Genomic DNA, 12,489 nt, shown 5'->3' on the forward strand with positions numbered 1-12,489 from the left:
AGAACCCATGACGATACGCAAAACCACCGCGATGATCGCGGCGATCACCATGCTGACTGTCGGGGCTTGCGCGAAAAAAGCGCCCGATACGCTTCCGCCCTCTCCCGATGGCAGCGGCACCGACGCGGGCGCCGGAACCGGCACCGGCGTCGTTCCGGGATCGCAGGAAGACTTCCTCGCCAGCGTCGGCGCCATGGGCGACCGCATCTTCTTCGATCTCGACCAGTATAATGTCGATGCGCAGGATCAGGCGACGCTGCAGAGCCAGGCGCAGTGGCTGGCGCGCAACCCCGCGGTCCGCGTAACGCTGGAGGGCCATGCCGACGAACGCGGCACCCGCGACTATAATATCGCGCTCGGCGAACGCCGCGCCAATGCCGCGAAAAACTATCTCGCCTCGATCGGCGTCGATCCGTCGCGCATCGACGTCATCAGCTATGGCAAGGAACGTCCGGCGGCGCTCGGCTCGACCGAGGAAGCCTGGGCGCAGAACCGCCGCGCGGTGACCGTCGTCATCGGGCGATAAGGACAGGCCACAGCGGCACCGCGACCCACGCCGCGGCGCACGCGAAAAGACCGAAGGGGATCTGCTGCTCACCAAGCGGCCGGTCCCCTTTTTTCTTGCCGAGCACCGCAAAAACAACCCCTCCGAGGCTCGCGAGCAGCAGCATGAGCGGCAACGCCTGCCAGCCGAGCCATGCGCCGATCGCCGCGACGAGCTTCGGATCGCCGCCGCCCATCCCGTCCTTCAGGCGCAGCTTGCGATAGAGAGCCGCGATTCCGGCAAGCGTCAGCCCGCAGACCACAGCGCCGACCCAGCGGTCGACGAGCGTCGTTTGCAGCAACGGCCCCGCGATGAGCAGCCCTGCAACGCCAAGCAGCGCGTTGAGCCCGTCGGGGAGCCAGAAATGCCGCGCGTCGAGCAAAGCCAATGGCAGGAGCAGCCAGCCGAACAGCGCCCAGAGCCATCCCGCCGTGCCGGGCATGATCGCCAGCGCCGCGACGCCAAGCAGCGCCGAACCGAGCTCGACGCGCCAATGAAAGGGATCGATGGCTCGACCGCATTCGCGGCATCGCCCGCGCGATCCGAGCGCCGACAGCAGCGGCACCAGATCGAGCGCACCCAGCTGGCGCCCACAGCCATCGCACTGCGACCGCCCGAGGACGGACCGGCCTGCCGGCCAGCGCAATATCAGCGTCGCGATAAAGCTGCCGAGGACAAGCCCGATCAGCCCTGCCAGAAAGACGCCCGCGCCGATGGGCAAGGCGTCGAGGATGGTCACGTCAGAAGCGGCCCGAGGTCGCCAGCACGAACCCGTTCGCTCCGGACTTGAAGCCGAGCACCGCCAGCGCCGCCGCCATCGCCGGATCGCGGTCGACGTTGATAGCGAACTCGGCGCGATAGGCGCCCTTGCCGTCGAAGGCGAGCGTCAGCCGCTCCATCCCGGACTGGCTCGCAAGCGCCGCCTGCGCCCGCCCGCCCGCGCATCGCAGCGGCCCCGACAGCCCCTGCGACAGGTCGAGCCCGGCGATCGGCGCCGCGACCGACAGCTGGATGCGTCCCGTCGCCTCGGCGCATTTCCCGCCATCGTCGAAACGCACCGTCGCGCCCTCGAAGCGGATCGTGTCGGCGGGGATCAGGCCTAGGCCGCCCGCAAGCGAGGTCGTGCCGTTGACATCGGACATGCCGCGCGGGTCGCTGCCATAGAGGCGCCCCGACAGTGCGCCAAGCCGTTCGTCGGCGCGTTCGAAGGTCAGTTCGGTGCTGCCGCCCAGCAAGGCGATCGGCGACAGGCTCGCACGCACCGTGCCGAGCGGCAGAGCGCCAAGCCGCGCGTCGATCAGCGCGCCCGACCAGATCGAGCCGCGAATTTCGCGCGCCGATACGCCCGCGTCGGCGGCGCCGGCCAGCGACAGCGCCAGCCGCATCGGAAAGGTCGCGACGATCAGCAGCAGCGCCAACAGCGCGGCCGCGATCGCCCAGCGTCGCCGCGCGCTCATTGCCCGCCCTTTCTGAGTTCGGCGGTCATCCCGACGGTTCCGTCCGCGGCCGGCGTGATCGTCAGCTGGTCGACGACGAAACCCTGCGCTTCCAGGCCGGCGAGCCAGTCGGTCAGCACCGGCGCCTTCGCCGTCGCGATCGCGATCGTCACCTGCCGCTCGCCGCGCGCCTCGTTGCGGTCGAGCGTCAGGCCGATCTCTCCCGCCGACTGCGCAAGATACTGGTCGATCGCCACCGCATCGACCGCCGCCGCGACCGACTTCGCCGGGCGCCGGGAAAGCAGCCCGACCTTGGCCGCGACGCGCCCCTCGCGCTCGATCGCGGCGCGATGGCGGCTTTCGAGGTCAAGGAACGCTGCGACCGCCGGGCGCCCGAGCGCCCAGCCGAGCACGGCGACCGCCAGCGCGCCCGCAACGCCGACCAGCCAGCGTTCGCGTGTCGACAGCCCGCTCCACCAGTTTTTCATCGCTTCCATCATGGTACCGCCCGAATCGTCACATTGGCCATCTGCTGGCCGTCGGTGCCCGCCATCGGCTGCGCGGTGATGCGATATCCGCGCGCCTGCAGCGCCAGCAGCACCTTGTTGATGTCTTCGACGCGCGGGGCGGCGAGCGTCGTCGACAGCGTGCCGTCGGTGCGGTGCGACAGCGTCTTCAGCGCCACCCCCGGCGTATCGCGCATCGCGTCATAGAGCGCCGACGCGGGTACGGAGAAAGCGAGCGGTCCGCCGCCCGCCGCGGCGAGGCGGCGATCGAGTTCGGCCTCGGCCGCTTCGGCATCCTGGGCTTTGATGCCGGCCTTTTGCGCAAGATCGACAGTCGCATCGTCGGCACGGCTGGTATCGCTCGTCAACCGCACCGCATGGACGATCGGGATCAGCAGGCTCACCGCGACGAGCGCGATCAACAGCCGCTTGCCGATCCGCACCAGCGCGGGATCGAGCGACCAGCTCCGCTTCGGCTTCCACGCGCCGGTCAGCAGGTCGATCGGCGGGGTGGCAAGCGACAGCAACAGCGCCTCGCGCATCGGCTCGGCCGCCAGCGGCGCAATCACCCGCTCGCCCGCGATCAGCTGGTCGAGCTCGGGATCGGACAGAAAGGCGCGGTCGGCGGTGCGCACAATCGCTTCACCGCCGACATCGGCGGTCCACAGCGCATCGGGCTCGGGCGGCGGGACGGTCGCGGCCGACGGAACGATCGCTGCCGCCGAAAGCCCCCGTGCCTCGAGCCAGTCGCGCCAGGCCGCCATCGCCGCATGGGTCGTCACCGCGACCGGAACCGCCTGCCCGTCCCCCGTCGGCTGCCCGGCAACGACATGGAGCGCCGCCGCGTCGCCCAGACTGCCGCGCAGCGCGTCGACCCGCGCCGCGGCGGCCGCCTGCGCGGGCGCGGCGTCGGGATAGTGATACCAGCGAACCGGAATATCGGCGGCGGGGGCCAGCGCGACCAGCCGGTCCTCGGCTTCGCCGTCCGCCGGTTTCTCCCAGGCGTCGATCCAGCCATCGTCCTGCCCCGAATCGACGATGACGCCATCATCGACGCGCAACCAAGCGGGGCGGAAGGCATCCTCGCCCGACAACGCCGCCAGCGGGGGCAGCCAGAGAACAAGCGTGCGGCTCACGTCAGTCGGTCTCGCCCCAGTCGCGGCGGACGATCGTCGGGGCGGCCTGGCCGGCGCTGGCCGCCCCGCCGTTCGCGTCGATGAGCGATCTTGCCGTCAAAACCCCGTCCCCTATCGTAACATTCGTCGTCAGCGCGAGCCAGCGGCTGTTCACCCCGGCCTGTTCGGCAACATCCTGCGGCGGTTCGCGGCCCTCAAAGGCCCGGCCCTCCCAGAATCGCACGCTGCTGCCATAGCCGCCCGCAGGCCGTGCCGCCAGCGCCGCCCGCGCGTCGGCGACACTGATCTGGCCGGGCAGCAGCATCGCGATCAGCGGCGCCTGTTCGGGGGTCAGTGTGTTGACGTTGAGCTTCACCGCGTCGGTCACCGGCAACACGCAGACCCAGGGTTTGAGCTGCGCATAGATTTTCGGCGTCACCCCGCGCACGGCGCGCAGTTCGCTGACGTCCGCCATCTTGCGGTTCGCCGCGAGATAGCTCGTCTGCATCCCGCGATAGACATTGTCTTCGGCGCCGAGCGGGCCGTCGTTGCTGTCGCTGTCGACCCAGTCGGCCGCCGCGCCGGCGATCTGCTGCGCCTGTCCCTCGCCGATGCCGATCAGTTTCATCAGCGCGGCGAATTGGCGCACCGAACCCGACCGCTGGCTCAGCCTTCCCGGAGCGGTTTCGGCGGCAAGGCTGTTGAGGTTGAAGCAATTGTTCGCATCGGTCAGCCGCGCCCGCCCCTGCCCGCCCGGCAGCGGCAGGGTGAAATCGCGCCCGAGCCACCCCCCGTCGAGCGTCAGCCGCGTCGGATCGCGCGACACGAGGCTGGAAACCCGGCGCAGCGCAATCTGCTCGGCGGCGAAGGCATAGGCGCGCCCCTGATCGACCGTCGATGCGCTGCCCGCGATCCGCGTCGCGAGCGTCAGGCGGTCGAGCGCGGTCGCGGCGATCACCGCCATCACCGCGACGAGCAGCAACACCGTGAGCAGCGCCGCGCCGCGTTCGCCTTTCGGATGGCGGGTCATGCCGGGGGCGCTCCCGCAGCGACGGGCGGCGGCAGCGTCGGCCCGGTCAGGAACAGCATCGTCAGCGGCGCGCGCCCGGTCCGCGTCAGCCGCACCTCGACCGCGCGCGGCAGGCGGTCGCCGGGATCGCTGCTCCAGCTTTCGCTCCAGTTCCCCTGCGCATCGCGATAGCGCACCGCAGCCGCGGTGACGTCGCCGATCAGCCGGTCGCCATCCGACAGCGCGGTGCCGTCGAGCATCGGCTGGGTCGCGCGGCGCCATTCGCCGCCGGTCAGCGCATAGCCGACGCGCTCGACGTTCGGGCGCGGGCTGCCGTCCAGCGACCCGGCGCCCGCGTGAACGAAGGCGAAGCCATTGGACGATCCGACAAAGGCGGGGACGGACTCGCCCGCCTGCCCGCGCGTCGACCGCTGCACCGCCTGCGCAAGGTCGTTCGCCATCACCGCGCGCACGCGGTTGATCCCGCTCATGCCCTGAAGCCGCGCCTGCACGGCATCCTGCGTGTCGACGCTGCTCCGCAGCAGGCTGACCCCCATCGCCGCGATCACCGCGAAGATCGATAGCGCGACGAGCATCTCGACGAGGGTGAAGCCGCGTTCGTCCTTCATCGCGACGGCCTGATGATCGTCAGCGTCGCCTGCCCGCGCCCGCTTTCGGGCCGGACGATCAGGTCGATGCGCAGCAGGCTGTCGTCGGCGGTCTTCGCGACACGCTGTTCGACGCGCCAGTTGCGCCCCGCATTGGCAACGTTGCCCGCGCTCGCACCGATCGTCGGCGGCGACGGGTCGGTCCAGAGTTCGACGGCGCGGTTCTGCGCCACGATGCCCGCCATTGTGCTTTCGTCGAGATCGCCGGCGGTACGCACCGCATAGGCATCGAGCCGCACCAGCGTCAGCGCCGCGATGCTGATGATGCTGAGCGCCACCAGCATTTCGAGCAGAGTGAAGCCTCGTTGATTATTCTCCACGACTGACATCCCCCGTCGCGGAAACGCGGACAATCTCGCGCGCGTCGCCGCCCGACAGCACAACCGCCTGGGGGGTCGGGCTGGTGCCGACGCGGTCGAACAGGATGCGCGCCGCGCCCAGCCCGTCGCCCGCGACGAAGCGGACATCGGACGGCCAGTTCCGCTGTTCGAACGCGCGGCCGGGCAGCGGCTGCCAGGCGCCCTCGACCCGCCGCTCGAAGCCATAGCCGGAGGGCGCGAGATTGACCGACACGCTGCGCCCCTCGATCACCGCGACGTCGCGCGCCGCGGCAAGGCGCGCGGCGAGCCGGTCGGCCTCGCTGCGCACATTGCGCTCTTCGCCGGGAATGGTCAGCACGACGGCGGTCGCTGCGAGCGCCATGATCGCCAGCACGACCATCAGTTCGACGAGCGTGAATCCGCGTTCGCTTACCGGCGAACGCGCCCCCGCGCAGGCGGGGGCCCAGTCGAACATCGGCGGCTTATCCTTCGCTGCGAATATCCGCATTTTCGTCGGTCCCGCCGGGCGCGCCGTCGGCGCCCATCGACCACACGTCGAACGCCTTTCCGTTCGCGCCGGGCGCCTGATAATTATAGGGGCGGCCCCAGGGATCCTGCGGCAGTTTCTTGATGTAACCGCCGCGGCGATAGCGCTCGGGCTGCGCGAGCGCCGGCGGCGCGGTGGTCAATGCGTTCAGGCCGTCGGTCATCGCCGGATAGCTGAGATTGTCGAGGCGATATTGCTCGAGCGCGCTTTCCAGCGTGGCGATATCGGCCTTCGCCTTGGTGACCATCGCCTTGTCCTGACTGGGCAGGACGTTGATCAGAACGACCGTCGCAAGCAGGCCGATGATGAAGATGACGACCATCAGTTCGGTTAGGGTAAAGCCGCGCTCGTCCTTCTTGCGCCGACGGCTGTCGGGACGTGCGGGATCGATCATGAGGCGAAGGAAAAGCTGCATCAGCGACATGTATTATAGCCCTGCAAGGTTCTGCAACTGGAGGATCGGAAGCAGGATGGCGAGGATGATGAGTGCGACGCACGACCCCATAACGACAATTATGACAGGTTCGAGAAGGGCCATGGACGCGGCGGTAAAACGGTCGAACTCGCGTTCGAGATAATCGGCGGCGCGCTCGAGCATCTGCTCGACCCGCCCAGCGCTTTCGCCGCTCGCGGTCATATAGACGAGCAAGGGCGGAAAGACTCCGGCGTCGCGGAGCGCGGCCGACAGGCTGCCGCCCGCGCGCACCTGATCGACGATGCTGGCGGTGGCGCCGGCGAGCGCGGCGTTGCGGATCGTCGGCACGGTGAGCCTGAGCCCCTCGACCAGCGGCAGGCGGCTCGACACCATCGTCGACAGCGTGCGCGCGAAGCGCGCGGCGTAAAGATCGCGCAGCAGGCGCCCGAACAGCGGCAGCCCCAGCAACCGCGCGTCGACCGCGGCCTTGAACGCCGGGCGGCGCATCGCGCTGACCCAGCCGAAGGTGGCGACGGCGATCAGCAGCGCGATGAGCCACCACCAGCTCGCGGCGAAGCTCGAGATGGCGATGACCGCGCGGGTCAGGAAAGGAAGCTGCTGCCCGACGTCGTTGAACTGTTCGACGACGCGCGGCACGACGAAGATCATCAGCGCGGCGACGACGCCGATCGCAACCACCGCGAGCACCACCGGATAGGCGAGCGCGGCTATCAACTTGCCGCGCACCTCGGCCTGGCGTTCGAGCAGGTCGGCAAGCCGCGCGAGGATCGTCGTCAGGCTGCCCGTCGTCTCCCCCGCCGCGACCATCGCACGATAGAGCGGCGGAAAGCTGCCCGGCTGGCGGGCCATCGCGTCGGCAAGACGGCGCCCTTCGAGCAGGCCGGCATGGACGTCGCCGATCACCGCACGCGCGCTTTCGGCCTCGCTCTGCCGCGTCAGCGTGCGCAGCGCCTCTTCGAGCGGCGCGACCTCGACAAGCGTGGCGAGCTGGCGCGTGAACAGCGCGAGTTCCTTGGAGGAAAGCTTGCCCCGGCGAAAGGCGAGCAACGAGCGGCCGGTTGTCGGCTTCGTCCCCGCCTCCTCGACCGCGACGATATGGAACTTGCGGCGGACCAGGTCGGCGCGGGCGGCATCGTCGTTCGCGGCGGCCAGCCGCCCCTTGCGCTCGCGGCCCTGGCTGTCGATCGCCACATAGCGATAATCAGGCATCGACATCCTCGCGCCGCGCGATGCGGATCGCCTCCTCGGGCGTGGTAAGCCCCTTGGCGACCATCGCGCGCGCCGCCGACGCCAGCGTCGGGGCCTTCAGGAAGGCGTGCTTTGCGATCATCGATTCATCGCCGCCGGCATAGATATAGCGGCGCACGGTCTCGTCGACCTTGATTGCCTCGAACACTCCGATCCGGCCCTTGAAGCCCGTGTGGCCGCACTGGTCGCAGCCCTTCGGGCGCCAGATCACCGTGCCGATGTCGAGCCCGAGCATCGCCGCGACGCTGTTGTCGGCCTGCACCGGCTCGCGGCAATGGTCGCACAGCTTGCGGACAAGCCGCTGCGCCAACACCGCGCGCAGGGTCGAGGCGAGCAGGAAGGGCTCGACCTTCAGGTCTTTCAGGCGCGTGATCGCACCGACCGCATCGTTGGTGTGGACCGTCGAGAGCACGAGGTGACCCGTGAGCGACGCCTGCACCGCGATATCGGCGGTCTCGCGGTCGCGGATTTCGCCGACCATCACGACGTCGGGGTCCTGGCGCAGGATCGCGCGCAGCCCCGCCGCGAAGTCGAGGCCGACCTTCGCATTCACCTGCGTCTGGCCGATGCCGTCGACGGCATATTCGACCGGATCCTCGACCGTCAGGATGTTGCGCTGGCCGTCATTGAGCTGCTTCAGCGCCGCATAGAGCGTCGTCGTCTTGCCCGAACCCGTCGGGCCAGTGACGAGGATGATCCCGTTGGGTTCGGCCAGCGCCTCGCGCAAAATCCGGTCCGCCTCGCCCGACAGGCCAAGAACGTCGAAGTCGATCCCGGCCGTGTCCTTGTCGAGGATACGCATCACGACGCGCTCGCCCGCACGGCTCGGCAGGGTCGAGACGCGAACGTCGACCGCCTTGCCCGCCAGCGTCAGCGCGATGCGCCCGTCCTGCGGCACGCGGCGCTCGGCGATGTCGAGGCGCGCCATGACCTTGATGCGGCTGACGACGACGGGGGCGACGTGCGGCGGCATGCGCAGATGCTCGCGCAGCACGCCATCGGTGCGCATCCGCACGACGAGCCCGCTTTCATAGGGTTCGATATGGATGTCGCTGACGCCCTGCCGCACCGCTTCGGCGATGATCGCGTTGATCAGCCGGATCGCCGGGGCGTCGTCGGCGCTGTCGAGCAGATCCTCGGCGCTCGGGATGCCGAGTTCGAGGTCGCTGCCATCGAGCGTCCCCGCCATCGCCGCTGCGGAGGCGTCGACCGCATAATGGTCCGAAAGCAGCCGGTCGAAATCCGCCGCGTTCGCGGTCGCAATCCGGATCGGCTGCGCGAGAAAGCGTTTCACCTCGATCAGCACCGCTGGGTCGCTGCCTTCGCGCAGCGTGGCGAGCCAGCGCCCGCCCTCTTCCTGCGCGATCACGACGCCATGGTTTCGCGCGAAGCCATAGGGAATATCAACCGGCGCCGGGGAAGGCGCCACCGGTTCGATGTCGCTCACGGATAGTCTCCGGCAGGAGGGGCGGGCGCCTGCGAAATCGAGGGCGGAACGTCGGTGCTGATCACCTTGCCGTCGGGACCGCGCAGTTCCTGCAGGTTGACGGGACCGACCGTGACGTCGGTCGGGGTCGCCGCGCTCGGAACCGGCGGCACCGTGCCCAGATAATCGCGCACCAGCGTATCGATCGCGGGCTCCTCGCCCGGATTCCGCTGGAGCTGGAAGTCGCGGATATAGCCATAGCGGCGCGCGGTCAGCGCGGCATTATCCTCGCGATTGCGCAGCACCGTCGGACGGATGAACACCATCAGGTTCGTCTTCGACCGGCTCCGGCTGCGCGATTTGAACAGTTCGCCGAGCAGTGGGATGTCGCTCAAAAGCGGGATGCGCTCGATCGTCTTGCGCTCGTCGTCGTTGAGCAGGCCACCGATCGCCAGGATCTCGCCGTCGTCGACGGTCAGCACGGTTTCGAACGAGCGCTTGTTGAGGATCAGGTCGCTGTTGCGCGACGAGACCGGTCCCGCCACGCTCGACACTTCCTGACGGAGGAAGAGCTTGACCTCGCCGGCGCCATTGACTTGCGGCGTGACCTCAAGCTTGATGCCGACCTCTTCGCGCTGGACGGTGCGGAAGGCGTTGTCGAAATTGTCGCTGAGCGCTTCGCCCGTCGTGATCGGCACTTCCTGGCCGACGAGGAATTTCGCGGCCTGATTGTCGAGCGTGACGATATGCGGGGTCGCAAGCAGGTTCGACGTCGTATCGGACTTCACCGCATTGATGATCGCGCCGAAGATCGTGTTCTTGCCGATATCGCCCGCGAACCCCGCGAAGCCGCCGGTCGCCGAAAGCAAGGAAGCTGCAGCAGCTTCCTGCAGGCTGCTGCCGAGCGCGCTCGACGTCTGCGTGACGACCGTGGTGCCGTCGACCGTCGTCTTGTCCTCGGTGAGCTTGGTCGCGGCATAGGCGCCGCCGAGGGTGAAGATGTTCGGCTGCGCATTGCTGTAATTGGTCGCGACGAACGGGATATTCTTGCCGCCGAGCAGGAACTGGACGCCGAGGCGCTTCGCGGCGTCGTCGCCGATCTCGACGACGATCGCCTCGACGAGAACCTGCTCGCGGCGGCTGTCGAGCTGGCGGATCAGCTCGCCGAGCATCCGCTGCACCTCGCTGTTCGCCGCGACGATGATCGCGTTGGCGCCCTCATAGCGCGTGACGATCGCAGGGCCGCGCGTCGCGATGCTGCCGCCCGAGCCGCTGACCGAGGTCGGGGTGCTGGTGGTGGCAGCCACAGGCGCCGGCGTGCTGCCGCCTGTGGTCGTCGACGAGGAGGAGGATGCCGGGGGCAAGCCGGCCTTCTGCGCGGGGTCGCTGCCGCCCCCGACGAGCTGTTGCAACGTCGGCAGCAAGGTCTCGGCATTGGCATGTTCGAGCCAATAGACGCGCAGCTCGGTGCCGCCCGCCGCCTTGGCGTCGAGGTCGTGCGCCATTGAGACGAAACGCGCGACGAGCGCCTGGTCGCCGCGCAGCGCGATCGCGTTGCTGCTGTCGACCGGTACGATCGCGATCGGCGCCCTCGCCCCCTCGCCTGCCGCCGGAACGAGCGCGGTGAGCGCGGCGGCGATCTCGCGCGCGCCGGCGTTTTTCAGCGTCACGATCTGGCTGGTCGAGCTGTCGCGATCGATGCTCGCCGCGAGTGCGCGAATGCGGCGGATATTGTCGGCGAAATCGGCAACGACCAGGCTGTTCGCGTTGCGGTTCGCGGTGAGCGACCCTTGCGGGCTGACCAGCGGGCGCAGCGTTTCGACCGCCGCGACGGCGTCGATATGTTTCAGGCGGATGATTTCGGTGACGAACTGGTTCTGCGCCGCGCCGCTGCTGCCGATGCGGCCCGGCTGCGCCGCGGCGCCGTCGATCGGCTGGACACGGTAGCTGCCGTTCGGACCCGGCACCGCGACAAGCCCGTTCGAGCGCAAGGTGGCAAGGAAAATCTCGAAATATTCGCTGCGCGACAGCGGCCGGTCGGTGACGACCGAGACCTTGCCGTTGACGCGGCCGTCGATCACGAACGTGCGCCCGGTGATCCGCGCCGCGTCCTGGATGAAGGCGCGGATATCGGCGTCGCGCACGTTCAGCGTATATTGCGCGAACGCGGGGGCTGGCGCAGCGGAAACGAGCGCGGCGGCAAGCATCAGTGACAGTTTGAGGCGCATGATATCCGTTATTTCGAGAGGATGAGAGCGATGGGGACGACGCTGGCGCCGCGTTCGACCTCGACCGAGATCCGCGCGCCGGGCGAAAGCTGGTTCGCGAGCGAGGCGGCGTCGCTGGCCGAACCGATCGGGCGGCCGCCGACCGAGCGGATGACGTCGCCGGGGCGCAGGCCAGCGGCGCGGAAGACGGCGCCGTCGCCCTGCGGCTGGACGAGCAGGCCGGTGACCTTGCCATTCTCGGCCCGCGGCGCGAAGGCAACCCCCGCCTTCAGGGCGTCGGGCGAAATCTCGCCGCTCGGCGAGACGCCGTTCGCGCCCGCCGACCCGGGCTCGGGCGTCGGTGCCGGAAGCGCCGCGCCCGGCGTCGCGACCGGCGCCGCGGCGCTCTGGTCGAGGAACAGGCTTTCGCGCGCCCCGCCGCGGTCGAGCAGCACATGGTCGAAGGCGACGCCGACAAGCTTCAGCCCCGGCGCGATCTCGTCGCCGACGGCATAGCTGGTCTGGATTCCGTCCTCGCCCGCGATGATCGCCGAACCGCCGCCGGTAGCCTCGTTGATGTTGACCCCGAACAGGGTCAGCCCTGCCGAGGTGACGGTGGCGCTCGCGGGCCCCTGCACGGCGTTACGGAAGAAAGGATCGAAGCCGGCGAAGAGCGCGCGGCGTTCGGCGGGCGATGCGATCACCGCGGTCTGCGGCTGCCATGCGCCGAGCGGCGACAGCGGCACGACGAGCGTCCACAGCAATCGGACGCTCTGCCAGACGAGCAGCGCGCCGAGCAGTCCGATTACGAGCAGCGGGAGGATCGCGCGCGGCGACCGCTTGCCGGCGCGGAGCCAGGCGTGCAGCACGCGCGGCAACCGAACGGCCGATCCGGACATCAGCGTTGCCATGAACTTGTCCCTGTCCCCCAGACTGAAAAACGGTCTCGCGAATCGCCTAGGGACGATCGGTGACAATCAGTTGACAGGAAGATTACAGTTTTTTGTCAGCCGGGCGAGTCCGCCCT

Annotated in this window: 14 protein-coding genes; 1 reads left to right on the plus strand and 13 read right to left on the minus strand. The window is 69.1% G+C overall.

The window, feature by feature from the left end:
- Positions 1-7 precede the first annotated feature (7 nt).
- Positions 8-526, plus strand: a complete 519-nt coding sequence (gene pal / locus QOL68_RS15145) for a peptidoglycan-associated lipoprotein Pal (protein ID WP_282949988.1) — start codon at positions 8-10, stop codon at positions 524-526.
- Here the strand turns inward: pal and QOL68_RS15150 are convergent.
- From QOL68_RS15150 to QOL68_RS15210, 13 genes are read right to left on the minus strand one after another with little or no spacing between them, the layout of a single operon-like run.
- A complete protein-coding gene (locus QOL68_RS15150; protein ID WP_282949987.1) occupies positions 513-1,283 on the minus strand; it encodes a prepilin peptidase in 771 nt (256 codons plus the stop codon). The genes pal and QOL68_RS15150 overlap by 14 nt on opposite strands.
- A gap of 1 nt (position 1,284) precedes the next feature.
- Complete coding sequence (gene gspN / locus QOL68_RS15155; protein WP_282949986.1) at positions 1,285-2,001, minus strand: type II secretion system protein N; 717 nt, start codon at positions 1,999-2,001, stop codon at positions 1,285-1,287.
- On the minus strand, positions 1,998-2,468 hold the full coding sequence (locus QOL68_RS15160) for a type II secretion system protein M (protein ID WP_231729249.1): 471 nt from the start codon (positions 2,466-2,468) through the stop codon (positions 1,998-2,000). The genes gspN and QOL68_RS15160 overlap by 4 nt, the downstream gene beginning before the upstream one ends.
- A gap of 8 nt (positions 2,469-2,476) precedes the next feature.
- Positions 2,477-3,622 (minus strand): type II secretion system protein GspL, encoded by a 1,146-nt coding sequence (gene gspL / locus QOL68_RS15165; protein ID WP_058457332.1) that lies wholly within the window; start codon positions 3,620-3,622, stop codon positions 2,477-2,479.
- A 1-nt stretch (position 3,623) separates the two neighbouring features.
- Complete coding sequence (gspK, locus tag QOL68_RS15170; protein WP_282949985.1) at positions 3,624-4,631, minus strand: type II secretion system minor pseudopilin GspK; 1,008 nt, start codon at positions 4,629-4,631, stop codon at positions 3,624-3,626.
- Positions 4,628-5,239, minus strand: coding sequence for a type II secretion system minor pseudopilin GspJ (gene gspJ / locus QOL68_RS15175; RefSeq protein ID WP_282949984.1), 612 nt, complete (start codon positions 5,237-5,239; stop codon positions 4,628-4,630). Before gspJ ends, gspK begins: the two co-directional genes overlap by 4 nt.
- Entirely contained in the window at positions 5,236-5,598 is a 363-nt protein-coding gene (gene gspI, locus QOL68_RS15180) for a type II secretion system minor pseudopilin GspI (protein WP_443028456.1), read from the minus strand. The genes gspJ and gspI overlap by 4 nt, the downstream gene beginning before the upstream one ends.
- Positions 5,588-6,073 (minus strand): type II secretion system minor pseudopilin GspH, encoded by a 486-nt coding sequence (gspH, locus tag QOL68_RS15185; protein WP_282949983.1) that lies wholly within the window; start codon positions 6,071-6,073, stop codon positions 5,588-5,590. Before gspH ends, gspI begins: the two co-directional genes overlap by 11 nt.
- Positions 6,074-6,080: 7 nt before the next feature.
- Complete coding sequence (gspG, locus tag QOL68_RS15190) at positions 6,081-6,560, minus strand: type II secretion system major pseudopilin GspG (RefSeq protein ID WP_282949982.1); 480 nt, start codon at positions 6,558-6,560, stop codon at positions 6,081-6,083.
- A 12-nt stretch (positions 6,561-6,572) separates the two neighbouring features.
- Positions 6,573-7,790, minus strand: coding sequence for a type II secretion system inner membrane protein GspF (gene gspF / locus QOL68_RS15195; protein WP_058457357.1), 1,218 nt, complete (start codon positions 7,788-7,790; stop codon positions 6,573-6,575).
- Positions 7,783-9,276, minus strand: coding sequence for a type II secretion system ATPase GspE (gene gspE, locus QOL68_RS15200; RefSeq protein ID WP_282949981.1), 1,494 nt, complete (start codon positions 9,274-9,276; stop codon positions 7,783-7,785). Before gspE ends, gspF begins: the two co-directional genes overlap by 8 nt.
- Positions 9,273-11,483: a type II secretion system secretin GspD gene (gene gspD / locus QOL68_RS15205; protein WP_204991543.1), complete on the minus strand. Its 2,211-nt coding sequence runs from the start codon at positions 11,481-11,483 to the stop codon at positions 9,273-9,275. The genes gspE and gspD overlap by 4 nt, the downstream gene beginning before the upstream one ends.
- Before the next feature lie 8 nt (positions 11,484-11,491).
- Positions 11,492-12,373: a type II secretion system protein N gene (locus tag QOL68_RS15210; protein ID WP_282949980.1), complete on the minus strand. Its 882-nt coding sequence runs from the start codon at positions 12,371-12,373 to the stop codon at positions 11,492-11,494.
- Positions 12,374-12,489 lie beyond the last annotated feature (116 nt).

Source organism: Sphingopyxis sp. Geo25, from assembly GCF_949769135.1.
In the GTDB taxonomy this organism is placed as follows: domain Bacteria; phylum Pseudomonadota; class Alphaproteobacteria; order Sphingomonadales; family Sphingomonadaceae; genus Sphingopyxis.